The 23,925-nt window shown below is 62.9% G+C and carries 26 protein-coding genes; 15 read left to right on the top strand and 11 right to left on the bottom strand.

The window, feature by feature from the left end; all coding sequences use genetic code 11:
- Positions 1–14: 14 nt before the first annotated feature.
- On the top strand, positions 15–335 hold the full coding sequence (locus AB4072_RS12710) for a hypothetical protein (RefSeq protein WP_441968311.1): 321 nt from the start codon (positions 15–17) through the stop codon (positions 333–335).
- Between the two features lie 92 nt (positions 336–427).
- On the opposite strand, the gene ppa is transcribed toward AB4072_RS12710, so the two are convergent.
- The 3 genes from ppa to acnA form a co-directional block, all read right to left on the bottom strand.
- Positions 428–961 carry an inorganic diphosphatase gene (gene ppa, locus AB4072_RS12705; protein ID WP_441968309.1) on the bottom strand — a complete coding sequence of 178 codons (534 nt, stop codon included), beginning with the start codon at positions 959–961 and terminating at the stop codon, positions 428–430.
- A 76-nt stretch (positions 962–1,037) separates the two neighbouring features.
- A complete protein-coding gene (locus tag AB4072_RS12700) occupies positions 1,038–1,544 on the bottom strand; it encodes a GNAT family N-acetyltransferase (RefSeq protein WP_441968307.1) in 507 nt (168 codons plus the stop codon).
- A gap of 328 nt (positions 1,545–1,872) precedes the next feature.
- Positions 1,873–4,575: an aconitate hydratase AcnA gene (gene acnA / locus AB4072_RS12695; protein ID WP_441968305.1), complete on the bottom strand. Its 2,703-nt coding sequence runs from the start codon at positions 4,573–4,575 to the stop codon at positions 1,873–1,875.
- A gap of 218 nt (positions 4,576–4,793) precedes the next feature.
- Here acnA and ccmA point away from each other — a divergent pair, with 218 nt between their 5' ends.
- Together ccmA and ccmB are read left to right on the top strand one after the other, a co-directional pair.
- On the top strand, positions 4,794–5,420 hold the full coding sequence (ccmA, locus tag AB4072_RS12690) for a heme ABC exporter ATP-binding protein CcmA (RefSeq protein ID WP_441968303.1): 627 nt from the start codon (positions 4,794–4,796) through the stop codon (positions 5,418–5,420).
- Positions 5,420–6,085, top strand: coding sequence for a heme exporter protein CcmB (gene ccmB / locus AB4072_RS12685; protein ID WP_441968301.1), 666 nt, complete (start codon positions 5,420–5,422; stop codon positions 6,083–6,085). The genes ccmA and ccmB overlap by 1 nt, the downstream gene beginning before the upstream one ends.
- 153 nt (positions 6,086–6,238) lie before the next feature.
- Here ccmB and AB4072_RS12680 read toward each other — a convergent pair whose 3' ends face one another.
- A complete protein-coding gene (locus tag AB4072_RS12680; protein ID WP_441968299.1) occupies positions 6,239–7,234 on the bottom strand; it encodes a M23 family metallopeptidase in 996 nt (331 codons plus the stop codon).
- Between the two features lie 255 nt (positions 7,235–7,489).
- Here AB4072_RS12680 and AB4072_RS12675 point away from each other — a divergent pair, with 255 nt between their 5' ends.
- From AB4072_RS12675 to AB4072_RS12665, 3 genes are read left to right on the top strand one after another with little or no spacing between them, the layout of a single operon-like run.
- Positions 7,490–8,230, top strand: a complete 741-nt coding sequence (locus AB4072_RS12675; protein WP_441968577.1) for a heme ABC transporter permease — start codon at positions 7,490–7,492, stop codon at positions 8,228–8,230.
- 2 nt (positions 8,231–8,232) lie between these two features.
- Positions 8,233–8,391, top strand: coding sequence for a heme exporter protein CcmD (ccmD, locus tag AB4072_RS12670; protein ID WP_441968297.1), 159 nt, complete (start codon positions 8,233–8,235; stop codon positions 8,389–8,391).
- Positions 8,384–8,962, top strand: coding sequence for a DsbE family thiol:disulfide interchange protein (locus AB4072_RS12665; RefSeq protein ID WP_441968295.1), 579 nt, complete (start codon positions 8,384–8,386; stop codon positions 8,960–8,962). Before ccmD ends, AB4072_RS12665 begins: the two co-directional genes overlap by 8 nt.
- Here the strand turns inward: AB4072_RS12665 and AB4072_RS12660 are convergent.
- The gene (locus tag AB4072_RS12660) at positions 8,940–9,419 is read right to left on the bottom strand and encodes a YaiI/YqxD family protein (RefSeq protein ID WP_441968293.1); all 480 of its coding nucleotides are present in this window, start codon (positions 9,417–9,419) and stop codon (positions 8,940–8,942) included. The genes AB4072_RS12665 and AB4072_RS12660 overlap by 23 nt on opposite strands.
- Before the next feature lie 174 nt (positions 9,420–9,593).
- On the opposite strand from AB4072_RS12660, the gene AB4072_RS12655 reads away from it, so the two are divergent.
- Positions 9,594–10,856: an adenylate/guanylate cyclase domain-containing protein gene (locus tag AB4072_RS12655; RefSeq protein ID WP_441968292.1), complete on the top strand. Its 1,263-nt coding sequence runs from the start codon at positions 9,594–9,596 to the stop codon at positions 10,854–10,856.
- A 56-nt stretch (positions 10,857–10,912) separates the two neighbouring features.
- Here the strand turns inward: AB4072_RS12655 and AB4072_RS12650 are convergent, their stop codons facing one another.
- Positions 10,913–11,512, bottom strand: a complete 600-nt coding sequence (locus tag AB4072_RS12650; protein WP_441968290.1) for a septation protein A — start codon at positions 11,510–11,512, stop codon at positions 10,913–10,915.
- A 58-nt stretch (positions 11,513–11,570) separates the two neighbouring features.
- Complete coding sequence (gene ftsY, locus AB4072_RS12645; RefSeq protein WP_441968289.1) at positions 11,571–12,746, bottom strand: signal recognition particle-docking protein FtsY; 1,176 nt, start codon at positions 12,744–12,746, stop codon at positions 11,571–11,573.
- On the opposite strand from ftsY, the gene AB4072_RS12640 reads away from it, so the two are divergent.
- Positions 12,724–13,713 carry an RluA family pseudouridine synthase gene (locus AB4072_RS12640; RefSeq protein ID WP_441968288.1) on the top strand — a complete coding sequence of 330 codons (990 nt, stop codon included), beginning with the start codon at positions 12,724–12,726 and terminating at the stop codon, positions 13,711–13,713. The genes ftsY and AB4072_RS12640 overlap by 23 nt on opposite strands.
- Before the next feature lie 59 nt (positions 13,714–13,772).
- Here the strand turns inward: AB4072_RS12640 and mtaB are convergent, their stop codons facing one another.
- Together mtaB and dapF are read right to left on the bottom strand one after the other, a co-directional pair.
- Complete coding sequence (gene mtaB / locus AB4072_RS12635; protein ID WP_441968287.1) at positions 13,773–15,026, bottom strand: tRNA (N(6)-L-threonylcarbamoyladenosine(37)-C(2))-methylthiotransferase MtaB; 1,254 nt, start codon at positions 15,024–15,026, stop codon at positions 13,773–13,775.
- A complete protein-coding gene (dapF, locus tag AB4072_RS12630; protein WP_441968286.1) occupies positions 15,026–15,910 on the bottom strand; it encodes a diaminopimelate epimerase in 885 nt (294 codons plus the stop codon). The genes mtaB and dapF overlap by 1 nt, the downstream gene beginning before the upstream one ends.
- Positions 15,911–16,335: 425 nt before the next feature.
- Here dapF and AB4072_RS12625 point away from each other — a divergent pair, with 425 nt between their 5' ends.
- Complete coding sequence (locus AB4072_RS12625) at positions 16,336–17,181, top strand: GyrI-like domain-containing protein (RefSeq protein WP_441968285.1); 846 nt, start codon at positions 16,336–16,338, stop codon at positions 17,179–17,181.
- 9 nt (positions 17,182–17,190) lie between these two features.
- On the opposite strand, the gene AB4072_RS12620 is transcribed toward AB4072_RS12625, so the two are convergent.
- A complete protein-coding gene (locus AB4072_RS12620; protein ID WP_441968284.1) occupies positions 17,191–18,174 on the bottom strand; it encodes an MBL fold metallo-hydrolase in 984 nt (327 codons plus the stop codon).
- Positions 18,175–18,790: 616 nt separating this feature from the next.
- On the opposite strand from AB4072_RS12620, the gene AB4072_RS12615 reads away from it, so the two are divergent.
- From AB4072_RS12615 to trmD, 5 genes are all read left to right on the top strand, one after another.
- Complete coding sequence (locus tag AB4072_RS12615) at positions 18,791–19,003, top strand: glutathione S-transferase (RefSeq protein ID WP_441968283.1); 213 nt, start codon at positions 18,791–18,793, stop codon at positions 19,001–19,003.
- Positions 19,004–19,006: 3 nt separating this feature from the next.
- Positions 19,007–20,563, top strand: a complete 1,557-nt coding sequence (gene ffh, locus AB4072_RS12610) for a signal recognition particle protein (protein WP_441968282.1) — start codon at positions 19,007–19,009, stop codon at positions 20,561–20,563.
- Positions 20,564–20,719: 156 nt separating this feature from the next.
- Entirely contained in the window at positions 20,720–21,082 is a 363-nt protein-coding gene (gene rpsP / locus AB4072_RS12605; protein ID WP_441968281.1) for a 30S ribosomal protein S16, read from the top strand.
- A 78-nt stretch (positions 21,083–21,160) separates the two neighbouring features.
- The gene (rimM, locus tag AB4072_RS12600; protein WP_441968280.1) at positions 21,161–21,796 is read left to right on the top strand and encodes a ribosome maturation factor RimM; all 636 of its coding nucleotides are present in this window, start codon (positions 21,161–21,163) and stop codon (positions 21,794–21,796) included.
- Entirely contained in the window at positions 21,793–22,473 is a 681-nt protein-coding gene (gene trmD / locus AB4072_RS12595) for a tRNA (guanosine(37)-N1)-methyltransferase TrmD (RefSeq protein WP_441968279.1), read from the top strand. Before rimM ends, trmD begins: the two co-directional genes overlap by 4 nt.
- A gap of 157 nt (positions 22,474–22,630) precedes the next feature.
- On the opposite strand, the gene AB4072_RS12590 is transcribed toward trmD, so the two are convergent.
- On the bottom strand, positions 22,631–23,086 hold the full coding sequence (locus AB4072_RS12590; protein ID WP_441968278.1) for a DUF1801 domain-containing protein: 456 nt from the start codon (positions 23,084–23,086) through the stop codon (positions 22,631–22,633).
- A 289-nt stretch (positions 23,087–23,375) separates the two neighbouring features.
- Between AB4072_RS12590 and rplS the strand changes: the two genes are divergently transcribed.
- A complete protein-coding gene (gene rplS / locus AB4072_RS12585; protein WP_441968277.1) occupies positions 23,376–23,747 on the top strand; it encodes a 50S ribosomal protein L19 in 372 nt (123 codons plus the stop codon).
- The last annotated feature ends 178 nt before the right edge of the window (positions 23,748–23,925 follow it).

Here is a 23,925-nt window from a genome sequence, read left to right as displayed (position 1 = left end):
CGGGAGGCGGTCATTTGAGTGATCCGCGTTCCTGGAAAAGTCGGGCCCGCGCGGTTCTTGTCGGGCTTGCCGCAGGAGCGTGGCTCTCGGGGATCTCCGCCCTTGCTGCTCACGATTGGTATCCCCCATGGTGCTGCGACGACAAGGATTGCCGCGCTCTCTCGGAGGAAGCGGGCGAGACCGTTCGGGAGGCTGCCGACGGCTGGCATCTGTGGGACGGGCGGGTCGCCGCCCGCGACTCGGCGAAGGTATCGCCGGACAAGAAGTTTCATCTTTGCGAGGAAGCGATGACCCGCGCCATCATCTGCTTCTTCGTGCCGCCCGGCTCATCATGAATCCAGCAGGCTCGCAACACCCGTGCAGATGAAAATGGCCGGAGCAAAGCCCGGCCATTTCCAATCTCTCGTATATGGAAAACGAAGAGCCGTTAGGCCTTCTTCTTGGCGCGCTCGATGCCTTCGCGGATCAGGCGCTTAGCGTCTTCCGCATCGCCCCAGCGGATGATCTTCACCCACTTGCCGGGTTCCAGATCCTTGTAGTGCTCGAAGAAGTGCTCGATCTGCTTCAGGGTGATGTCGGGCAGATCCGTATAGGTCTCCACGCGATCGTAGCGCTGAGTGAGGCCGCCCGAGGGCACGGCGATGATCTTCTCGTCCTCGCCCGCATTGTCCTCCATGACGAGAACGCCGACCGGACGCACATTCATCACCGCGCCGGGAATGATGGCGCGGGTGTTGGCGATGAGCACGTCGCAAGGGTCGCCGTCGCCCGAGAGGGTGTGGGGAATGAAGCCGTAATTCCCGGGATAACGCATGGACGTATAGAGGAAGCGGTCGACGAAAAGCGCGCCGGAATCCTTGTCCATCTCATACTTGATGGGCTCGCCGCCGAGCGGCACTTCGACAATGACGTTCACGTCGTCCGGCGCATTTTTTCCAATCGGAATCGCGTCAAGGCGCATCAGGATTTTCTCCGGGGTTGAAAGCTGGACGTCTCACTAACCGGAGAGAAGCCGCACAACAAGAACCGAAAGGGCTCTAGCTGAAGAGATAAGCAATTTTCGCCAACGACACGCCGCCGATGCGCTCCTCGATCTCCGCGATCCGTCGCCCGCCGAGGCGGCGATAGAAGGCGCAGGCCCGCTCGTTGTCAGCCAGCGCCCAGACGATCACGCGGTCCATGGCGCGGTCCCGCAAATCGTTGCGCACGGCGTTGAAGAGGCGGCGGCCGAGGCCGATTCCCTGATATTCCGGGAGCAGGTAGAACTCGTCGATCTCGCCTTCGGCCGGCAAGGCCCTGTCGCGGCAGCGGCCGTAGGACACATAGCCCGCGACGCCCTGGCCGATATCGAGCACCACCAGCGGCCGGCCCCGCGAAAGGGCCGAGCGCCACCAGCGCGGCGAGCGCCGCTGCAGCATCTTTTCGAGCGCGACCCCCGGAATGACACCCTGATAGGCCTCACGCCAAGCGGCATCGAACACCTTCGACAGGGCGCCGGCATCGTCGGCTTTGGCGTGGCGGATACTGACGAGAAGGTCGCTCATGGCAAGGTTCGAGGTTCCGGGAGGACGTAAAAGACGCCTACGCCAGAACCCGACCCGCGAAGACCGCCTTTGGCGAAGCCAGACCATTCAAACAGAACCGGAGGACACGCGCACCCGGCAAAATGACGCAAACGGAGGATGGCGCTGCGGATCGGGAACGGTCGAGATTGCGACCTGGTCCAATAAGCTCTCTCTCTCTGTCCGCCCTCGACTTCTATGTTTTCCCTTAAACAAAGAAAAAACGGAGCGATCCTTTTCAAGATCACTCCGTTTCTTTGATCGCGCCCGTTCCTCGTCGCCGAAGAGCGGGCGTTTTGTTTTTAAAGTCTTACGCCGCGAGCTGGCGCAGCACGTACTGGAGAATGCCGCCGTTGCGGAAGTATTCCAGTTCGTCGAGCGTATCGATGCGGCAGACGATCGGGACCTTCTTCACCGAGCCGTCGGCGGAGGTGATTTCCATCTCCAGGCGCTGACGCGGCTTCAGGTCGTGGGCGAGACCCTTGATGTTGATCGTCTCGTTGCCTTTCAGGCCGAGCGAGGCCCAAGAGGTGTCGCCCTCGAACACGAAGGGCGCGACGCCCATGCCGACGAGGTTCGAGCGGTGGATGCGCTCGAAGCTCTCCGCGATGACCGCGCGCACGCCGAGAAGGTTCGTGCCCTTCGCCGCCCAGTCGCGCGACGAGCCGGTGCCGTATTCCTTGCCGGCGAGGATCACCAGCGGCACGTCTTCCTTCTGGTAGCGCATGGCGGCGTCGTAGATGAACATCCGCTCGCCGGACGGCTGGTGGATGGTATAGCCGCCCTCAACCACTTGACCAGCGTCGTCCTTCACCATCTGGTTCTTGATGCGGATGTTGGCGAAGGTGCCGCGCATCATGACCTCGTGGTTGCCGCGACGGGTGCCGTACTGGTTGAAGTCGGCGACGCGCACCTGATGCGACTGGAGATATTCACCGGCCGGAGACGCTGCGCGGATGTTGCCCGCGGGCGAGATGTGGTCGGTGGTGATCGAGTCGAGGAAGAGGCCGAGAACGCGCGCGTTCTCGATGTCCTTCACCGGCTTCGGCTCCTTGGTCATGCCCTCGAAATAAGGCGGGTTCTGAACATAAGTGGAACCGGGATTCCAGGCGAAGGTCTCGCTCGGCGTGACCGCCACCTTCTTCCAGTTGGCATCGCCCGAGAACACGTCCGCATAACGGGTCTTGAACAGCTCGCTCGTGATCGTGCGGTCGATGAACTCCTGCACTTCAGCGGAGGATGGCCAGATGTCCTTGAGGTACACCGGCTTGCCGTCCGAACCGATGCCGAGCGGCTCGGTGGTAAGGTCGACCAGCATGGAGCCTGCGAGCGCGTAAGCGACGACCAGCGGCGGCGAAGCGAGATAGTTCGCGCGCACGTCGGGGTTCACGCGGCCTTCGAAGTTGCGATTGCCCGAGAGCACGGACACGGCCACGAGGTCGTTGTCGTTGATCGCCTTCGACACGTTCTCCGGCAGCGGGCCGGAATTGCCGATGCAGGTGGTGCAGCCGAAGCCGACGAGGTTGAAGCCGAGCGCATCAAGATCGCCCTGCAGGCCCGCCTTGGCGAAATACTCCTCGACGATCTGCGATCCGGGCGCGAGCGAAGTCTTCACCCACGGCTTGGACTTCAGGCCCCTCGCCACCGCGTTGCGGGCAAGAAGGCCTGCGCCGATCATCACGCTCGGGTTCGAGGTGTTGGTGCAGGAGGTGATCGCAGCGATCACGACATCGCCATGGCCGAGATCGAAATTGGCGTTCTCGACCTTCACGCGCTTGGAAATGTCGCCGGCCTTGCGGAATTCCTTTTCCATCGCACCGAGGAACTCGGTCTTGGAGGCGTCGAGGGTCACGCGGTCCTGCGGACGCTTGGGGCCGGCAAGCGAGGGCACCACATCGCCGAGGTCGAGTTCGAGCGTATCGGTGAAGACCGGATCGGGCGTCTCGGCGGTGCGCCACATGCCTTGCGCCTTGGCGTAAGCCTCGACGAGGGCGACGCGGTCGGCGGCGCGGCTCGTGGTCTTGAGGTAGTCCATGGTGCGGACATCGACCGGGAAGAAGCCGCAGGTCGCGCCGTATTCGGGAGCCATGTTGCCGATGGTGGCGCGGTCGGCGACCGTCATGTCGGTGAGGCCGGGGCCGAAGAATTCGACGAACTTGCCGACCACGCCCTTCTTGCGCAGCATCTGCGTGACGGTGAGCACGAGATCGGTGGCGGTCACGCCTTCTTTCAGCTTACCCGTCAGCTTGAAGCCGATGACTTCGGGGATCAGCATGGAAACCGGCTGGCCGAGCATGGCGGCTTCCGCCTCGATGCCGCCCACGCCCCAGCCGAGAACGGCGAGGCCGTTGACCATGGTGGTGTGCGAATCGGTGCCCACCAGCGTGTCGGGGTAGGCGACTTCCGTGCCGTCCTTCTCCTTGCGGGTCCAGACGGTCTGCGACAGGAATTCGAGGTTGACCTGGTGGCAGATGCCGGTGCCCGGAGGCACGACGGAGAAATTCTCGAAGGCCGACTGGCCCCATTTCAGGAAGGTGTAGCGCTCGCCGTTGCGCTCGTATTCCAGCTCGACGTTGCGGTCGAAGGCCTTCGGGGTGCCGAACTCGTCGACGATCACCGAGTGATCGATGACGAGATCGACGGGAACGAGCGGGTTGATCTTCTGAGGATCGCCGCCGAGGTTCTTCATGGCGTCGCGAAGGGCCGCGAGATCGACCACGGCCGGAACGCCGGTGAAGTCCTGCATCAGCACGCGGGCGGGGCGATAGGCGATTTCCTTCTCGTCCTTGCCCTTGTTCACGAGCCAGGCGGCGATGGCCTCGATATCCGTCTTGGTAACGGTGCGGCCGTCCTCGAAGCGCAGAAGGTTTTCGAGCAGCACCTTCATGGAGAAGGGCAGCTTGGAGACATCCTTCAGGCCGTTCTTCTCGGCCTCGGGAAGGGAGTAATAGGTGTAAGACTTGTCGCCAACCTTGAGGGTCTGGCGGGCATTGAAGCTGTTAGGAAGCGTCACGGCGAATCCTCGCGTGCATTTGGGTTACGAACGTTGTGTTCGGCCGAAAGCGCGAAATGCGCGCGCCGCTCCGGGGGCGCCCGGACAGGGGAGAAGCGCGCGAGACGGATTGGACGCCTTGGCGCGCGGCGCAGCCGAGGGTGATATAGATCATTTTCTACGGTCCCGCTACACGGATTAGAACCGTTCTGGGGTAAATTGAGGACAGGGGTTCCGGGTTGCGTCTGATTGTTGAAAATTTGGCCTGCGATCGCGGCGAAAGGCGGGTTTTCGAAAACTTGTCCTTCACGCTCGGCCCCGGTGATGCCCTCCTGGTGACCGGACGCAACGGCGCGGGCAAGTCGTCCCTCCTCGCGATTCTCGCCGGTCGGTTGAACCCGGCCGCCGGTCGCTTGCGAATCGAGGATGCGGGCGAGCGGACGCTGCCCGAGTGCTTGCACATGGTCGGCCACCGAGATGCCTTGAAGACCGCGCTGACGGCGGGTGAGAACCTGGCCTTCGCCCGCGACTTCCTCGGCTCGCCCATCGTATCCCCCGAAGAGGCTTTGACCCTCGTCGGCCTCGGCCACGTGGCGCGCATGCCGGTCGCCTATCTCTCCGCCGGTCAGCGCCGTCGCGTCGCGCTCGCAAGGCTGCTCGTCGCCGAGCGCCCCTTGTGGCTTCTCGATGAGCCGACGGCGGCGCTCGATACCGCCTCGCAGGATATCCTGTTGCAACTTGTCGCCGAGCACCGCGCCAAAGGCGGCCTCGTCATCGCCACGACCCATGCGCCGCTCGGTTGGGCGGGGGCGAAGACGATTCATATCGAGCGCGCCGTTCCGGCCCTTGCTCCGGAGGTGCTGTGATGGATGCGTTCAGAGCGTTGCTGCTGCGCGATCTCAAGCTCGCGGCCCGGATCGGCGGGTCGGGCGGTATGGGACTGATCTTCTTTCTGATGATCGTGACCCTCATCCCCTTCGCGCTGGGGCCCGATCTCAATCTCCTCGCCCGCATCGGCCCGGCTATCCTCTGGATCGCGGCTTTACTGGCGAGCCTCATCGGCCTCGACCGCCTGTTTCAGGCGGATGAGGAGGACGGCTCGCTCGATCTTCTGCGCTCCGCGCCCCTTCCGCTCGAACTGGTCGTGCTGGCGAAAGTACTGGCCTATTGGCTGACCACAGGCTTGCCGCTTGCCATCGCGACACCGTTTTTCGGGTTGCTGGTGGCGCTCTCGCCGGATGCCATGGCCTCTGTGACGGCAACGTTGCTTGTCGGTACACCCGCGTTGACCTTCATCGGAGCCGTGGGCGCGGCGCTGACCGCGACCTTGCGCCGGGGCGGGTTGATCCTGTCGATTCTGGTGCTGCCCTTCATGATCCCGACGCTGATCTTCGGCGTATCGGCGGCCAATGCCGCGCTCGGCGGGACGGTGCCGTTCATGACGCCGTTCCTGATTTTGATCGCGCTCTCGCTGATTGCTGCCGTTATCGGCACATTCGGCGCGGCGGCGGCGTTGCGGTCGGGGGAGTGAGCCTCGTCATTCCGGGGCCGCGCAGCGGAGCCCGGAACCTATAACCACGGCATTATTCGAGAAAGCGTCCCGGGGGATGAGCCCTTTCCTGCGATGCCAACGGCTCTGGATTCCGGGCTCTCGCTCACGCTCGCCCCGGAATGACGGTGAATCTCACGGCCGCAACGCCATCCCAAAAGCCTGCTCGATGGCCGGCTTGCCGTCGCGCATCACGCGGTAGACGGCGCGGTACAGGCCGGGGCGGAAGCCGCCGTCCGGTTGTTTGACGCCCGAGAAGAGCATCACCTGCGCCTTGTCCCTGTCCAGGGCTGGGGCTTTATTCTGGGCGAGGGCTTTGCCGTCCGGATCGAACAGGGTCAGCACCTGCTCGTCGCCGCCTTTCAGGCCGATGGCGCGCACGAAGGCGACGAGGGCGGGGGCTTTGGTTGTGGGCACATCCTGTCCCGCCGTGCCGGATTCGATGGCCTCCATGGCGACGGGGCCGCTGGCGAAACCCTTGTTCAGAACGCTGCCTGCCTCGTAAGCGAGAGCTACGCGGCTCACGTCATCCCAAAGGGATTTTCCGCCGCCGCAGGAGCCCTGCGCGGCACCGTAGGCGAAGGGATCGACGATCTTGCTGTCCTTACGCACGGTGAAATGAACATGCGGAAACTCGGTCAAGCCGGAAAGCCCGACCCGCCCGATTCGGTCGCCCGCCTTGATCCTGTCGCCGGTGCGCACGACGACGCTGTCTTTCGCCAGATGGCAATATTGCGTTTGCCAGCCGTTGCCATGATCGACGACCGCGCCGTTGCCGCATTCGAGATTTTTTACCTTGTCGCGGCCCTGATCGGCCACCGAGATGTCGGGGATGGCGTCGCGGGCAACGAGAACCGTGCCGTCCGCCGCCGCCAGCACATCGACGCCGGCCTTCTGCGCCGCCATGGTCGGCAAGCGAATATCGGTGCCGTTATGCCCATCGTAAGTCAGCGTCCCGCAGCGATAATCCTTCGTGGCGGGAGAGGGGTCCGCATCCACATAATGCTGGACGAAACAGGTCTTGCCGACCTCGCAGGCGATGGGCAGGCGGAGCGTCAGATCCTGCGCCCCGGCCGTGCCGGCAAGAGCGACGGCAAAGACGGCGGCAAAGCTTGGGGTGAGCGCGCGCATGAGAACTCCGCAACAATGATGCGAAGGGTATAGCGCACCGTTTGAGGCGGATGAAGGGCAGTGGTTCCGTCATCCCGGTGCTGCGACAGCGGAACCCGGGATCGCCCTTCCGGATCTGGCTCCTTCTTGTCATGCGATCCCGGATCGCCTTTGGCGTCCGGGATGACGAGGTGGAGGGCTTCCCCGCTTCACAACCTTGTCACTTGCGGCAATCCTCTCGTTGCAGGCGGCGCGCTCCCCGGTTACACCGGGGCCATGCTGCGCGATCTCGCCAATCCCACCCGTTTCATGTCCTATAGCGGCAGGCTTCTGCCCTGGCTGGCCGGTCTTGCCGTGCTTTTGACCGGTATCGGCCTTTACATGACCTGGTTCGTGGCGCCTGCGGATTATCAACAGGGCGAGACGGTGCGGATCATGTTTCTGCATGTGCCCGCCGCCTGGCTCGGCCTGTTCTTCTACACGATGATGGCGGTCTCGGCGCTCGGCACGCTGGTGTGGCGGCATCCGCTGGCGGATGTCTCCCAGAAGGCCGCCGCGCCCATCGGGGCGGCTTTTACGGTGATCTGCCTCGTCACCGGGTCGCTCTGGGGCAAGCCCATGTGGGGCACTTATTGGGTCTGGGATGCGCGGCTCACATCCGTGCTCGTGCTGTTTCTCATGTATGCGGGCATTCTCGCACTGTGGAACGCTATCGAGGAACCCAATCGGGCCGCGCGCGCCGTATCGATCCTGACGCTTGTCGGTGCGATCAACATCCCCATCGTGAAGTTTTCCGTCGATTGGTGGAACACGCTGCATCAGCCCGCTTCCGTCTTCCGCATGAGCGGTTCGACGATCCATATTTCGATGCTGATTCCGCTTCTCGTAATGGCGCTCGCTTTCACCGTCATCGGCGTGTGCCTGCATCTTGCCGGCATGCGTACCGAGATTTTGCGTCGGCGGGTGCGGACATTGACGATTCTCGAGGCCGAACGCCTCGATGCACAGGCGGCGTGACAATGGGAACGCACGCCTTCTTCATCACCGCCGCTTACGCCGTCACGACTGTCATTGTCTTGGGTCTGATCGCGCGTGCCGTTCTCGATTATCGCGCGCAGAAGCGTGCGCTTGCGGAATTGGAAGCGCGTGGGGCGGGACGGAGAGCTCGCCGTGGCTGAGACTTCTGCGCGCCCGCGCTTTCGCTTTCTCTTTCTCCTGCCCATCCTGATCTTCGCGGGCCTTGCGGGCCTGTTCCTGTTTCAGCTCGGCAGAGGTGTCGATCCCGCGCAGGTGCCGTCCGCTCTCATCGACAAGCCTGCCCCGATCTTCAACCTCGCGCCGCTCGAAGGCCTCGTGAATAACGGCCAGCCGGTACCCGGTTTGGCGAGTGAGGATTTGAAGGGCAAAGTCACGGTGGTGAACATCTTCGCATCCTGGTGCGGGCCATGCCGCCAGGAGCATCCGCTTCTCGTGGAGCTTGCGAAAGATCCCTCGATCCGCATGGTCGGCATCAACATGAAGGACAATACCGAGAACGCCCGCCGCTTCCTCGGCGCGCTCGACAATCCCTATGCCGCCGTCGGCGTCGATCCCAATGGCCGCGCCGCCATCGAATGGGGCGTCTACGGCGTGCCGGAAACCTTCATCGTCGGCCCGGACGGCATGATCCGCCACAAGCATATCGGCCCGCTGACGCCCGAGGCGCTGCCGGGGTTCAAGGAAAAGCTCAGGCAAATCCCGCGCGCTTGAGCCGGACGATGGCGAGATCGAGCGCTGACAGGAAGGCCGAGCGGTCCCTGGCCGAGAAGGGTTTCGGGCCGCCGCCCATTTCGCCCATGGCACGCAGGTCTTCCATGAGAGCACGAGTGGCGAGCGCCATGCCGATGGAGTCTTGTGTAAACGGTCGCCCGGTCGGGCCGATGGCGTCAGCTCCCGCTTTCAGGCTCCGGTCGGCAAGCGGTATGTCGGCGGTGATGACGATGCTGCCCCGGCGCGCCCGCTCCGCGATCCAGTTGTCCGCCGCGTCGAAACCATCACTTACCACCACACGCTCGATGAATGGGTCACGCGGCACGGTGATGAAGCTGTTGGCGACCACATAGACCTTGAGCCGGTAACGCTCCGCCACGCGATAGATCTCGGCTTTGACGGGACAGGCATCCGCATCGACATAGATTTCAATCGGAAGGGTGCTGGTCTCGGTCATGAATGGTCCGCAGTCAATCTCGTAACGGATCGGGCTGTTGCGCTTGATTTGGGCAGCCGCGCTACCCACTATCCCCTTTCGCCCAGAGGATACGTTGTGCTTTCTCGCTTTCGCAGTCCGCCGTCAACCAGGCCCGTCCGGCCTTCCGAGACGAAGCGCACGCGGGAGGATGCGATGGAGCGGCTGATCCGTGAGGCGGATATCGCGGCGGTGCGCAGGGCGGGTTTCGCCCGTGTCGTGGTCGCCTGTCTCTTGCTGGCCTCGGTCGTCGGCGCCGTCGCCAGCGTCAACTTCACGAACAAGGTCGCGCTTCGGCAGATTCATATCGCTGAGGCGACACTGGTGCTCTTCGGCGTCTTCGGCCTCATTGCGGCCCGGCTCGCGGCGCGCCGCATTGCGGTACCGTGGCTTCCCATGATCTCGGCCACCGTCGATGCATGCCTCATCCTCGGAAATCTTGCCTATAGCCATTGGACTCTCGGGATTCCGGGTGCGCTTTTCCCAAGTTTTCCCCTCGTGTGGGTCGTGCCCATCGCCATGGCTGCGACGGCGATCCACTATCATCCGAGACTTCAGATCTATGTGGCGACGATCTATCTGGTCGGGTTCTCCCTGCTCGCCTTTTCCGGTGCCTATCTGACCCCGCAGGAGCGGCTGGAGGATCTCGACGAGCTTGCCGGCCAGTTCTCGAACCAGGCCAACATGGTGCGCATCGTCATGATGTTCGCCGGAGCGTTGATCCTGGTTCTCGTTGCGCGGCAGGGGCGGGTTCTGCTCGAACGGGCGGTGCGCGAAACCACCTTGCGGCTGAACCTCACGCGCTATCTGCCGAGCGAGCTCGCACCCGTTCTGACGGAGCGGGAATTTGCGGGCTTGCGCGAAGGCCGGCGCATTCCCGTCACGATGCTCTTCGTCGATATCCGCGATTCTTCTCATCTCGGCGAGACCATGGACCCAACGCGGCTCGCCGTCTTCATGTCCGCCTTTCGCCGGCGGGTGACACGCGCGGCCACGCAAACGGGTGGTGTGATCGACAAGTTCATCGGCGACGGCGCGCTCATTCTTTTCGGTGTTCCGACTGACAAACAGACTGACGCGGCGCGGGCCATCGATTGCGCGCGCATCCTGCTTCAGTTGATCACACATTGGAATGAAAAGCGCGGCTTCGATCCCCCGGTGCGGATCGGCATCGGCATTCATACCGGCGAAGTCTTCTGCGGCGTTGTCGGGGATGAGGACCGTCTTGAATTCACCGTGCTCGGTGAGGCGGTCAACATCGCATCGCGCATCGAACAGGCGACCAAATTCGCCGGCTGTTCACTTCTCGTCTCGCAGGAGACGCTGACGGCTTCGGGTGAAGCGGAAGGTTGGGCCGAAAAGGAGTGTCCGCCGCTGCCGGGCGTGACGCGCCTGTTGCGGTTGTTCGCGCCCGCCTAGAGCTTTATTGGCGCACGATCCGGGCGAAACCGGTTTCCACTTGTTCTGATCAGGCTCTAAACCTCTTCCGCCTTCTTGCTCGCATCGTGTCGCATCAGCAGTGGCGTTTGCGAGAGAGCGAAGGCCAGGGTCAGCGGCATGATGCCGAAGACCTTGAAGCTGACCCAGAAATCCGTCGTCTGCGTGCGCCACACCACCTCGTTCAGCACGGCGAGGAAGAGGAAGAACAGGGCCCAGCGAAGCGTGAGTTTGCGCCAGCCTTCTTCCGTCAGTTCGAATACGCTGTCGAGGACGATCTGGAGAAGCGGTTTGCGGAAATAGAGACCGCCGAGCAGAATCACGCCGAACATCGTGTTCACGATGGTGGGTTTAAGCTTGATGAACACGTCGTTCTGCAAGAACAGCGTCAGCCCGCCGAACACCACCACCACGACGCCGGAGATCAGAGGCATGATCGGCAATTTGCGCACGAGCGCGTAATTGATCGCGAGTGCCACGATGGTGGCGACGATGAAGAGTGCGGTCGCCGCATAGATCCGCCGGCCTTCCGCGAAGCCGAAACGGTCCGCATAGGCATTGGCGAAGAAGAACAGCACCAGCGGTCCGAGTTCGAGGACAAGCTTGAGCAGGGGATTGAGACGCTTCTGTTCGGTCATGTCGCTCTCTGTTCAAGCATGATCGTGTCCAAAAGGCGGTGAACGCTCTTTTCGCGGTTCACTCTTCTAGCCCGGCGATGGCGCGGGCGAAATCCCCGGCCTCGAAGGGTTCGAGATCGGCCACGCCTTCGCCGACGCCGATGAAATGCACGGGCAGGCCGAATTTCGCGGCAAGAGCCACGAGAATTCCGCCCCGCGCCGTACCGTCGAGCTTCGTCATGATGAGGCCCGAGACACCTGCCGCCTTCTGAAAGATCTCGACCTGGCTGAGCGCGTTCTGGCCGACGGTGGCGTCAAGCACGAGGAGCGTCGCGTGGGGAGCGGTGTCGTCGAATTTCTTGATGACGCGGATGATCTTTTCAAGCTCGGCCATGAGACCGGCCTTGTTCTGCAAGCGTCCGGCGGTGTCGATCATGAGCACGTCGGTGCCGCTGGCCCTTGCCTCCTGCAAGGCGTCATAGGCGAGGCCCGCCGCATCCGCGCCCTGTTCGCGCGCCAGAACCGGCGCGCCGACACGCTCGCCCCAGATCTTCAGCTGTTCGATGGCCGCCGCGCGGAAGGTGTCTCCTGCGGCGAGCATGACCTTCAGGCCGGAATCGCGGAATTTCTGAGAGAGTTTGCCGATAGTCGTTGTCTTGCCCGCGCCGTTCACGCCGACCATCAGGATGACGAAAGGCTTTTGCGTCCGGTCGATCACGAGGGGCTTCGCCACCGGGGCAAGCGTCTTCTCCACCTCGCTTGCGAGAATGGCCCGTACCTCGTCGGGCGCGATTTCCTTGTCGTAGCGCCCTTTCGCGACGGCCTGCGTGATGCGAAGCGCCGTATCGACGCCCAGATCCGCCTGGACGAGGGCGTCTTCGAGCTCCTCCAGCGTTCCGGCATCGAGCTTGCGCTTGGTAAACAGGCTCGTGACGCTGTCGGACAGGGAGGACGAAGTGAGGCGCATGCCCTGGCGCAGACGCTGCCACCAGCTCAAGCGCTCGGGCTCCACGACGAACTCGCGAAGCGCGGCTTCACCCGTCTCACCCGGCGCGATGGGTTGAAGATCCGCGCCCGCCAGTTCCGGCGGCAGATCCTCGACCGAGGGCAATTCGTCGAAGCCCGTGACGGGCGGGTCGGAGGGGTGCTCCGTTTCAGGAGAAGCCTCCGGCGCCACTGGCACTTCCGGTTGCGCTTCGTGGCGTCCGAAGAGGCGGGACAGGAATCCGGGCTTGTCGGGTTTCGTCTCGGCCATGATGTCCTCTACACGCCTCTTGCTTTGCTCGCTGAGCCTCGATAGCCGAGGCATCATGAATGCGGAAGAGATAGTATCCCGTCTCCTGTATCGCGATGCCCTGGTGCTCGTGATCGACAAACCTGCCGGTCTGCCCGTGCATCCGGGACCGAAGGGCGGGGAGACCTTGTTTCATCATCTGGACGCCCTGCGCTTCGGTTTGCCGCGCCGCCCGGAAGTGGCGCACCGGCTCGACAAGGATACGTCCGGCTGCATCGTGCTCGGTCGTCACGCCAAGGCATTGGCCCGGCTGGGCGATCTCTTCAAACGCAACGAGATCGACAAGGTTTATTGGGCCGTGGTCGAGGGTGGCCCTGAGGCCGACGAGGGCGAGATCGATCTTCCGCTGGCGCCGAAATCTCCGGATCGCGGCTGGTGGATGAAGGTCGATCCGAAAGGCCAGCCGTCGTTGACGAAATGGCGGGTGTTGGGACGAAGCACCGACAATCCCTCTCCCCCCTTGTGGGGGAGAGTTGGAGAGGGGGGTGTCAACGGTCCGACGGGGTATGATGATCGACCGGTTGGCGCCATACCCCCCTCCCTAACCCTCCCCCACAAGGGGGGAGGGGATACCGTGACGCCACCCCGCGCTGGCTTGTTGGCCTCTCTAGGAGAGGGGAAGCACCTCACCCTCCTCGAACTGCGCCCGATCACTGGCCGCACCCATCAATTGCGGGTCCACTGTTCAGCCTCCGGTTGGCCGATTATCGGCGATACGATCTACGGCACCGCGCCGCGCTTCGGTGGGCCGGGACTGCATCTCCATGCCCGCGCGATCACCGTGCCGCTCTACCCGAAAAAGCCGCCGATCACGGTTGAAGCGCCGGTGCCGGAGCATATGAAGGAGCGTATCCGCGCCTGCGGTATGACTCTGGACAATACTGTCATCCCGGACGGCAAAGCCGATCCGGGATCGTCGGAAGGATAGCGCTTCGTTCTGTAAGCGATTCCGGGTTCCGCTGGCGCGGCCCGGAATGACGGATGGAGCTAGGCCGCCAGCAGATCCTGCCCATCGTGTCCGGTGATAGCGATTTCGCAAATTTCACCCGCCGGAATCGGCTCAGCGAAGCGGACCAGCGTGAAGCCTTCCGTCCGGCCCACATTGCCGCGCTCGGTGAGGACACGGCGACGTGCGCCGACTTCTCTGTCGAGATGCTGTAGCAGCGCAGCTTCGCCTTTCGCGCGCAGACGCTTGGCGCGCTCCTTCACCACGTCGCGGGCGACCGGCGGCATGCGCGCGGCGGGGGTGCCGGGGCGGGGCGAGAAGGGGAAGACGTGGAGATGCGTCAGGCCGCACTCATCGACGATGTCGAGGGAACGGGCGAACATCTCCTCCGTCTCGGTCGGAAAGCCGGTGATGATGTCGGCGCCGAAAACCATGTCCGGGCGAAGTTTGCGCACGTCCTCGCAGAAGCGGATCGCATCGTCGCGCGAATGGCGGCGTTTCATGCGCTTCAAGATCATGTCGTCGCCCGCCTGCAACGAGAGATGCAGATGCGGCATCAGGCGATGATCGGTGGCGATGGCGTCGAGCAGGTCGTCATCGGCCTCGACGGAATCGATGGATGAGATGCGCAGGCGCTCGAGCTCGGGCACGTGACGCAAAAGATTTTTGACGAGCGCACCGAGCTTCGGCTCTCCCGGCAAGTCCGCGCCGTAGCTGGTGATGTCGACGCCGGTGAGAACCACTTCGCGCGAGCCATGCGCGACGAGATTGCGCACCTGATCGACCACCGCGCCCATAGGCACCGAGCGGGAATTTCCACGCCCGAACGGAATGATGCAGAACGTGCAGCGATGGTCGCAGCCGTTCTGCACCTGCACGAAAGAGCGCGTATGTCCGCGCAATCCGTCGATGAGATGCATGGCGGTTTCCTTCACCGCCATGATGTCGTTGACGAGGATCTTCTCCGATGTCTCGACGTCGAAGTCGTTGAACGATGTCCAGCTCTCGGCCTTCATCTTCTCATGATTGCCGATGACTTGCGCCACTTCCGGCATGGCGGCGAACGTTTGCGGTTCCACCTGCGCGGCGCAGCCGGTGACGATGATGCGCGCATCGGGTTTTTCACGCGCGATGCGGCGGATCGATTGCCGTGCCTGACGGGTCGCCTCCGCCGTCACCGCGCAGGTGTTGACGATGATGACGTCGTTGAGGCCCGCCTCTTCCGCGTGGCGCTGCATGGTCTCGGACTCGACGATGTTGAGCCGGCAGCCGAAGGTGACGACCTCGACGGTCATCACGCGGCTCCAGCGAATAACGACGGTTCGAAGATGCCTTCATGTTCGAGTTCGGTCGGCCCGGTCATGAGCACGTGGCCATCGCTTTCGCGCCATGCGATGACGAGATCGCCTCCGGGGAGCGAAACGGTTGCCTTGCGCCCGGTCAGGTCGTTGCGAACGGCTGCAACCAAAGAAGCGCAGGCCGCCGAGCCGCAGGCGCGAGTGAGGCCCGCGCCGCGCTCCCAGACGCGTAAGACGATGTGTTCGCGGTCGACGACTTGCGCGAGGGAGATGTTCGCACGCTCGGGAAATTGCGGATCGGTCTCAATCTGCGGGCCGATCTTCGGAAGATCGTAGGCGTAAGCATCGCTTACCCAGAACAGGATGTGCGGATTACCCATGCTGACCGCTGCCGGATTGGCAAGCGTCGGCAAACCTGGCACGTCGAAGCGGAAATCGATGGCCGTAGTGTGGGGGAAGGGGTCCCGCAGGGGGATTTCGTTCCACGCCAGACGCGGCGCGCCCATATCGACGGTGAACACCACATCGGAGACGCGCTCCACCGGTAGGAGCCCGGCTTTGGTTTCAAGCGTGAGGGTGTCGCCGTTGCTCTTGCACATGGTCGGATCGGCGAGCATGGCCCAGGCCACGCAGCGCGTGCCGTTGCCGCAAGACCCCGATTCCGAGCCGTCCGTGTTGTAGATCCGCATGAAGGCGTCCGCGCCCGGCGTCTGCGGATCGTGCAGCACCATCAGCTGATCGAAATGCGAGCGCGGATCGGCGGCAATGGCCCGCGCTTCCGCCGGGCTGACGCGCAAGGACGTGCCGCGCAGATCCAGCACGGTGATCTCGTTGCCGAGACCGTTCATCTTGAGAAAGCGGTGATTTGCGAGGCGGCTCATGGCCCGTATATGGCGCAAAGCCGCGAAAAGCGCGAGTCGGGTCTTGGCCGGAAATCCGTGCTTTATCGATGCCGCATGATCCGGGCGAACAACCGGTGCCCACTTGTTCTGATCATGCTTGAAAAAGAAAAAAGGCCGCTGTTTCCAGCGGCCCGGAGTTTAGGGAGGAAACGCCCAAGAAGGGCATACGACAGGTGACGCCAATCACCGTGTCGCACTGCACAAAATAGAGAGCGCTCATTTTCAGGGCAAGCACAAAAGGACAGCATCGCTGCCCAATTTTTCAGCAATGATGTTGCGTCAAAATCGCGCGGAGCATTTCCGGTGCGCTCAACGAGACGACCATAGGAGATCTCGCGACCCTGCGAGAGACCTTCTATGATGATCGCCTGAAACCCGAATTGATTCGCGCAAGTAGACCAACCATGCGGCTTATTCCTTGCTTTCTCAGTGTGGCGCTTGCGCTGGCCCCGGCGGCGAGCTTCGCTCAGACGCCGCCACCCGTGGTGAGTTCCCCGGTGCCCGCGCCCGTGGCGACGGAACCAAGCCCGTCCACCGCACAGCAAACCCCCGTGCCTGGCGCTCAGGCCGCGCCCCCCCAGGCGACACCAGCTCCTCAACCCGCTGCTCCCATCGCAACGCCCCCCGAGACGCCACCGGCTCCACAACCCGCAGCGCCTGTCGCGACACCCCCGGCTGCCCCGGCTGCGCCGACGCAGCCCGCTCAAACAACTCCCCCGCCGGCCTCGCTGTCGGCACCCACGAGCACCGCGCGCTCGACCCTGGTTCCCGGCCCGGGCGATCCGATGGATGTGCAGGAGGTCCTGCTTCCCGCAAAGCCTGTGGCGGTTTTGTCCGGCACGACCACCTGGGATGATGGCTTCACGACCTTGAAGAAAACCTTCCAGAAGATCGAGGACGAGTTGAAAAAGGCGGGTATCGCACCGACGGGCCGTCCGCTGACCATCTTCGTGCATACGGACGATGCGGGTTTCAAGTTCGACGCCATGGTGCCCATCGCCCAAGCGCCGGAAGGCAAGACGGAGCTGACGCCCGAGATCAAATTCGGCAAGACCCCGGAGGGCAAGGCCTTCCGTTTCGTCCACAAGGACGCCTATGACGAGATCGAGGGCACCTACGAGACGATCGCGGCTTATCTCGACGCCAAGGACATCGTGGCGCAGGACGCTTTCATCGAGGAATACGTGACCGACCTGACGTCCTCGTCCGACGCCACTCTCGAAGTGAACGTCTACGTGCAGCCGAAATAGGCGGCGCGATCAGCCTTCCCAAACCTCGCCCGGCCGCAGGGGCCTGAAGTGCTCCTGTGGAATGCCTGCGGCCTCGAGCGCGGCGGCGAGTGCTTGCGGGGGTTCCTCGATCGCCTCATTGGTGAGCTGGAAAGTGCCCCAGTGGTGGCCCAAAGCCTGCTCCACGCCGAGAAGCTGGAAGGCACGGACGGCCTCTTCGGGACTCATGTGCTGCGGCTGCATGAACCAGCGCGGCTCATAGGCGCCGATGGGCAGATGCGCGAGCCGGGGCGGGCCGAAACGCTCACGGATGCGGGCGAAGATCGCACCGTCACTGAAACCAGTATCGCCCACGTGATACAGGGTCCCGCGTGGTGTCGTCAGGACATAGGCGCACCACAGGGCCATGCGCCGGTCGCGCACTCCCCGCGCCGACCAGTGATTGCTCGGCTCGAAATGAGCCGTCACACCGTTCCCGAGTTCGATGGATGCGCCCCAATCGCCGGTTTCGACGGCGATCTTGGGATATTTCGCGCGGATGATCGCGTCGTTCCCGAGCGGCGCGATGAAGCGCGGCCGGTCACGCCGCCATAGGCGTCCAACCGCCGCGAGATCGAGATGATCGTAATGATTGTGCGTGATCAGAACCGCATGGATCGGCGGCAGATCGTCGAAGGCGATGCCGGGTGGATTGACCCGCTTGGGACCCATGAAGGGAAGGGGGCTTGCGCGCTCCGAGAAGACCGGATCGGTCAAAAGATTGAGTCCTGCAACCTGGATCAGAAACGAGGCGTGGCCGATCAGCGTCACGCGCAGACCGGCGACGGAGACGGGCGGCTTGTCCTGAAACGGGCTTGGAAAGGATGTGGGCCAGACCTTGCGGCCACCTTCCCGCCGCCAGCGCAACAGATCCTTCAACGTCTTGTCGCCGGGACGGCCGGGCGCGAAAAAGCGCAGGCCGTCGAAATGGTCCGAAACGGGGCCTTGATAATAGGGGTTGCGCTTGAGAGCCATGATCCGCGAAGCTGGTTTCGAGAGGGGCGCAAGTGAAACGCTCTTGCGGGTCCGGTCAAGCCGCCGCGTTTGTCGCCTGTGATCGAAAGACCGGTCGTGACTCAGTTTGATGAGGATAAGGCACAGGCTTTCCCTCCCTCTTGTGGGGAGGGACGAAGGGTGGGAGTGGTCTGACCGGGTGAAACTTTCAGACGTCTGGCGCTGTAGCAGCCTTCCTGCTTGCCGGATCACAGGCAACGCTCTGACTTTTCAACCCCCACCCCCTACCCCTCCCCGCAAGGGGGAGGGAAGAGCGCGGACCAAACTGAGTCATTATCGAAAGACCCCCTTTCATTGACTCTGTAACCTTTTGCCCTTAATCCACCACGTCAAATCTGTAGAGCGAGCCCTTGAGCCGCCGACCAGTCCTGTGAGGCTGGAGGTCAACGTCCGACAGCGCGATGCGCCCTCGGGCGCTCTTTGGCTTTGGGCTTTTGCTCTACGTCATGGCCGTCCCCGGACTTGATCCGGGGATCAGACCGGCCATCCACGCCTTTGTTGCTCGGCGGCTTCAAGACGTGGATACCCGGCACAAGGCCGGGCATGACGGCAAATGAAATGTAACGGAAACGAAGCGATGTCGGACGACACGTTGCGAATTGAGGATGCGGTCAACGAGACCTGCCCGTGGTCGGGGAAACCCATCGCGGCGGATTCGCTCACCCTTTATCGCGGCGCGGTGGTCGGCTTCTGCAATCCGGGTTGTCGCGACAAGTTCGAAGCGGCGATCCGCCATTTCGAGGATGCGCTTCAGGTGCGCCGGGCAGAATCTGCCCAGAACAGCGAGTGATCCATGTTCGACGGCCTTTCCGATAAACTTTCGACAATCCTCAACAGCCTCACGCGCCGTGGCGCACTGACGGAAGAGGATGTGAACGCCGCCCTTCGCGAAGTGCGGCGTGCGTTGCTCGAAGCGGACGTGGCCCTCGAAGTCGTGCGCTCGTTCACGGACAAGGTGCGGGCGCGTGCCATCGGCGCGGAGGTCGTCAAATCGGTCTCGCCCGGCCAGCAGGTGGTCAAGATCGTTCACGACCAGCTCGTGGAGATGTTGGGCGCGAATGCGGAAATCATCGATCTCAACGCGGCTCCTCCCGTCGCGATCCTGATGGTCGGCCTGCAGGGTTCCGGTAAGACCACGACCACGGCCAAGATCGCCAAGCGTTTGACTGATCGCGAGAAGCGCAAAGTCCTTCTCGCTTCTCTCGATACGCGCCGTCCCGCCGCCATGGAGCAGTTGGCCGTTCTCGGTAAACAGGTCGGCGTGGAGACGCTACCCATCGTCACCGGTCAATCGGCGGTGCAGATTGCGCGGCGCGCCATGGAAGCGGCGCGTCTCGGCGGTTTCGACGTGGTCATGCTCGATACGGCGGGCCGCGTCACCGTCGATGAAGGTTTGATGCTGGAAGCGGCCGAAGTGAAGGCCGCGACCGATCCGCATGAAGTGCTTCTCGTCGCCGATGCGCTCACCGGTCAGGATGCGGTCAACACCGCTCGCGCTTTCGACGAACGCCTCGGCGTCACCGGCATCGTGCTGACCCGTATGGACGGCGATGCGCGCGGTGGCGCTGCTCTGTCCATGCGCGCCGTCACCGGCAAGCCGATCAAGCTCATCGGTACGGGCGAAAAGGTCGATGCGCTCGAGGAGTTCCACCCCTCTCGCGTCGCCAACCGCATTCTCGGCATGGGCGATATCGTCTCGCTCGTCGAAAAGGCGGCGGAGAATATCGATCAGGAAAAGGCGCTTCGCATCGCCGAGAAGATGCGCAAGGGCAAGTTCGATCTGGACGATCTGCGCGATCAGCTCACCCAGATGGAAAAGATCGGCGGTATCGGCGGCATGCTCGGCATGTTGCCCGGCATCGCCAAGATGAAGTCGCAATTGGAAAACGCCAATCTCGACGACAAGGTCATCAAGCGTCAGCGCGCCATCATCGATTCCATGACACGCACTGAGCGCCGCAATCCCGATGTGCTCAAAGCCTCGCGCAAGAAACGTATCGCGGCGGGTTCCGGCACCAAGGTCGAAGACGTCAACAAGCTTCTGAAAATGCACCGCCAGATGGCCGACGTCATGAAGATGATGGGCGGCGGCAAAGGCAAGGGTATGGCCGGCACGCTCGGCAAGATGTTTGGGCTCGGCGGCGGCATGCCCCAGCCGACGCCGGAACAGATCGAAGCCATGCAGAAGCAGATGGGCGGCAAGCTTCCGGATTTCCCCGGCGGCGCCGGCGGTCTTCCGCCGATGCCCAAAGGGCTTGGCGGAGCGCCGGGCTTACCCGGTCTCGGCGGGCCGAAGATCCCGGGGCTTCCGGGCCTTGGTGGCTTCCCGTTCGGAGGCAAGAAGAAGTGAGAATTTGAAGTTAGCCGTCATCCCGGGGCCGCGCGCGCGGAGCCCGGGATCCAGAGCCGCCGAAGGGTCTCGATCTCGAGCCGTCGGAGGTTCTGGGTTCCCGCCTTCGCGGGAATGACGGAAGAGTTGATCGAAGGACACTAAAAGGAGTTTCCCATGTCCCTCAAAATCCGCCTGACCCGTGGTGGCGCCAAGAAGCGTCCTTACTACCGCATCGTCATCGCCGACTCGCGCTCCCCGCGCGATGGCCGCTTCATCGAGAAGGTCGGCACCTATGATCCGATGAAGCCGAAGGATGATGCTGCGCGCGTCTCCCTCGACGTCGAGAAGATCAAGGCCTGGCTCGCCAAGGGCGCGCAGCCGACCGACCGCGTTCTCCGCTTCCTCGATGCCGCCGGCCTCCTGAAGCGCGAAGCCCGCAACAACCCTGAGAAGGCCGTTCCGGGCAAGAAGGCCCAGGAGCGTGCCGACGCCAAGGCTGCGGCGGCTGCTGCCCCGTCCGAAGGCGAGGCTGCGTAAGCCGGTATGGGCAAGGGCGCGCGCACATCCTCCCCTGGAGGGGGAGGGTCGACGCTGCGCAAGCAGCGGCGGGGTGGGGTGGAAACGCCACATTCTGCAAGCTCGCGCTCCCACCCCACCCCGGATCTACGATCCGACCCTCCCCCTCAAGGGGAGGGTTCTTCCGGTAGAAGCAACCTCGTCCTCGTCGGCGAGTTCGGTCGCGCCCATGGCCTCAAAGGCGAGGCGCGGCTGAAATCCTATACTGCCGATCCGGAAGCGATCGGCAATTACGGCCCGCTTCTCACAGAGAGCGGCCGGACCATCCTTCTCAAAAATTGTCGCCGCGCACCGGGGCCCGCTGTCGATATGCTGATCGGGCAGGTCGAAGGCGTCACGTCGCGTGAAGCGGCGGAAGCGCTCAATCGGGTGCGGCTTTATCTCGACCGCAATAAACTCCCCGCGACCGAGGAAGACGAATTTCTGCTGGCCGATCTCATCGGCCTCAAGGTCGAGAACGAGGCAGGCGAACCGCTCGGCGCCATCGTCGCCGTGCCGAATTACGGCGGCGGCGATCTTCTCGAAATCGCGCCTCTCCAAAAAGGCCCGACCGCTCTGTTGCCTTTCGCCAAAGCCTTTGTGCCGATGATCGATCTTAGCCAGAAGCGCGTCGTTGTGGTCGCTCCCGACGATCTGTTCGAGCCCGCCAAACCTCAACCCGAGGACGAGGCGTGAGTTTCAACGCCACCATTCTCACCCTCTATCCCGAAATGTTTCCGGGACCGCTCGGCATTTCGCTCTCCGGCGATGCGCTGGAACGCGGCCTGTGGAGTCTCGAGACGAAGAACATTCGTGATCATGGTATCGGGCGACATAAGAACGTGGATGACACGCCCGCAGGCGGTGGTGTCGGCATGGTGTTGCGCTGCGATGTGTTGGCATCCGCCATCGATGCTGCCGTGCCGCCTGACGATCTGCGCCCAAAACTTCTCATGACGCCGCGCGGAAAGCCGCTGACGCAGGCCCGCGTGCGTGAGCTTGCTGCGGGACCGGGCGTCGTCATCGTCTGCGGCCGCTTCGAGGGCGTCGACGAGCGCGTGATCGAGGGTCGCAATCTCGAAGAAGTGTCCATCGGCGATTACGTGCTCTCCGGCGGAGAGATGGCGGCAATGGTCGTGCTCGATGCCTGCGTGCGTGTCATTCCCGGCGTGATGGGCAAGGAAGCCTCCGGCCACGACGAGAGTTTCGAGTCGAACCTTTTGGAATATCCGCAATACACGCGTCCGCGCGAATGGGAGGGGCGGTCCCTTCCCGATGTCCTGCTCTCCGGCAACCACGCCCTCATCGACAAGTGGCGGCGGGAAGAAGCGGAACGGATTACGCAGGAAAGACGGCCGGATCTGCTGCGTTAAACGCCTCGGCTTTCTGTCTGTCGATCCTAAGCAAAAACGTAGTTTTCGCGGGTGCGTAGCGGCGCGTTCACGAATGTTTTCTCAAAATTTCGTTCGCCGTACTTACCGACGGAAGAACCGGCCTGTCAGGTCCGTAATCCGAACTCCCATCATGCCTTCAAGCGCCGGAACGCGCCACCGCGCTTTTCGGGCGCTTCGCGGCCGAGGACGTGTTCAGGGCCGCGGCGGCGCGAATGAGTGCCTTCAGCGCTTCTTCATCGATCTTATCGCCTTCATGAAAATCGATGGCGCGTCTGGTGTTGCCGTCCAGGCTCGCGTTGAAGAGGCGTGAGGGATCATCCAGGGAGGCGCCCTTGGCGAAAGTCATCTTCACGGCGTTCTTGTACGTCTCGCCGGTGCAGATGATTCCGGCATGAGACCACACCGGAACTCCTCTCCACTTCCACTCCTCGACCACGTCCGGGTCGGCCTGTTTGATGAGAGTTCGGATCCGGGCGAGCATCTCGCCCCGCCAATCACCCAGCTCCTCGATTCTCGCGTCGATCAGCTGGGCGGGAGAGTCCCCTCCGTGTCCTTCCTTCGCGCTGCTCTTCATGGTTGCTGTCGCTTTCATTTTCGGTTGTTGTCGCTCACCCGTCACTTGACTATTCCTAGTCCATCGACCCCAGCCGAGATAGAAGGCATAGGGCGGACAACTCTTCTCTGAAGAGCGCCCTGGAAGGCGCTTTCAGACGGGTTCGAGCGGTATCTGATTGCCGATATCGGGCTAGCCCAGGCCGAGCAGGGCTGACGGCCACCTCCCTCGACAACCCCCCAAAAACCTTGTATAGCCGCCGCCTCAACTTAAAACAGGACGCCGAAATCCAGCGGGTCTTCAAGGCTCGCAACGGCAGGAGTTTAAAATGAACATCATTCAGCAGCTCGAAAAAGAGCAGATTGAAAAGCTCGGCAAGACGATCCCCGAGTTTCAGCCCGGCGATACCGTCATCGTCAACGTGAAGGTCAAGGAAGGCGACCGTAGCCGCGTGCAGGCCTATGAAGGCGTCTGCATCGCCCGTTCCGGCGGCGGCATCCAGGAGAGCTTCACGGTTCGCAAGATTTCCTACGGTGAGGGCGTGGAGCGTGTGTTCCCGGTCTTCTCGCCGATGATCGATTCCATCAAGGTCGTTCGCCGTGGCGCCGTGCGCCGCGCCAAGCTTTATTACCTACGTGACCGTCGCGGTAAGTCGGCCCGTATTGCCGAGCGCGCGGACAAGCCCGGCGCCGCCAAGTAAGTCGACCCGCATCGCAGGATGTGACAAAGCGCGGTCTCGGCCGCGCTTTTTGTTTGTCCGCCGCGCCGTCTCGATGGCCCCCTTACGCGTAAGGATCTTGCGTTGAGTGGGGTATCAGCCATGCGAAACTTTCAATGCGATGCGCCGACAAGACACCTTTTCGTCGCTGTTTAGACTC

This window comes from Microvirga sp. 2MCAF38 (genome assembly GCF_052115485.1).
Taxonomy (GTDB): Bacteria; Pseudomonadota; Alphaproteobacteria; order Rhizobiales; family Beijerinckiaceae; genus Microvirga.
The sequence above is the reverse complement of the archived record's forward strand: the minus strand, read 5'-3'. Positions and strand labels throughout refer to the sequence as shown.

Excerpts from the sequence above, each read along its gene's own strand:
- ccmD (WP_441968297.1), top strand. The coding sequence starts at position 8,233 with ATGGGAACGCACGCCTTCTTCATCACCGCCGCTTACGCCGTCACGACT.
- dapF (WP_441968286.1), bottom strand. The coding sequence starts at position 15,910 with ATGAGCCGCCTCGCAAATCACCGCTTTCTCAAGATGAACGGTCTCGGC.
- AB4072_RS12625 (WP_441968285.1), top strand. The coding sequence starts at position 16,336 with ATGCGGCTTATTCCTTGCTTTCTCAGTGTGGCGCTTGCGCTGGCCCCG.
- AB4072_RS12700 (WP_441968307.1), bottom strand. The coding sequence starts at position 1,544 with ATGAGCGACCTTCTCGTCAGTATCCGCCACGCCAAAGCCGACGATGCC.
- ccmB (WP_441968301.1), top strand. The coding sequence starts at position 5,420 with ATGGATGCGTTCAGAGCGTTGCTGCTGCGCGATCTCAAGCTCGCGGCC.
- ppa (WP_441968309.1), bottom strand. The coding sequence starts at position 961 with ATGCGCCTTGACGCGATTCCGATTGGAAAAAATGCGCCGGACGACGTG.
- AB4072_RS12675 (WP_441968577.1), top strand. The coding sequence starts at position 7,490 with ATGCTGCGCGATCTCGCCAATCCCACCCGTTTCATGTCCTATAGCGGC.
- AB4072_RS12680 (WP_441968299.1), bottom strand. The coding sequence starts at position 7,234 with ATGCGCGCGCTCACCCCAAGCTTTGCCGCCGTCTTTGCCGTCGCTCTT.
- ftsY (WP_441968289.1), bottom strand. The coding sequence starts at position 12,746 with ATGGCCGAGACGAAACCCGACAAGCCCGGATTCCTGTCCCGCCTCTTC.
- AB4072_RS12655 (WP_441968292.1), top strand. The coding sequence starts at position 9,594 with ATGGAGCGGCTGATCCGTGAGGCGGATATCGCGGCGGTGCGCAGGGCG.
- AB4072_RS12590 (WP_441968278.1), bottom strand. The coding sequence starts at position 23,086 with ATGAAAGCGACAGCAACCATGAAGAGCAGCGCGAAGGAAGGACACGGA.
- rpsP (WP_441968281.1), top strand. The coding sequence starts at position 20,720 with ATGTCCCTCAAAATCCGCCTGACCCGTGGTGGCGCCAAGAAGCGTCCT.
- AB4072_RS12615 (WP_441968283.1), top strand. The coding sequence starts at position 18,791 with ATGTCGGACGACACGTTGCGAATTGAGGATGCGGTCAACGAGACCTGC.
- AB4072_RS12650 (WP_441968290.1), bottom strand. The coding sequence starts at position 11,512 with ATGACCGAACAGAAGCGTCTCAATCCCCTGCTCAAGCTTGTCCTCGAA.
- ffh (WP_441968282.1), top strand. The coding sequence starts at position 19,007 with ATGTTCGACGGCCTTTCCGATAAACTTTCGACAATCCTCAACAGCCTC.
- AB4072_RS12660 (WP_441968293.1), bottom strand. The coding sequence starts at position 9,419 with ATGACCGAGACCAGCACCCTTCCGATTGAAATCTATGTCGATGCGGAT.
- mtaB (WP_441968287.1), bottom strand. The coding sequence starts at position 15,026 with ATGACCGTCGAGGTCGTCACCTTCGGCTGCCGGCTCAACATCGTCGAG.
- rplS (WP_441968277.1), top strand. The coding sequence starts at position 23,376 with ATGAACATCATTCAGCAGCTCGAAAAAGAGCAGATTGAAAAGCTCGGC.
- AB4072_RS12620 (WP_441968284.1), bottom strand. The coding sequence starts at position 18,174 with ATGGCTCTCAAGCGCAACCCCTATTATCAAGGCCCCGTTTCGGACCAT.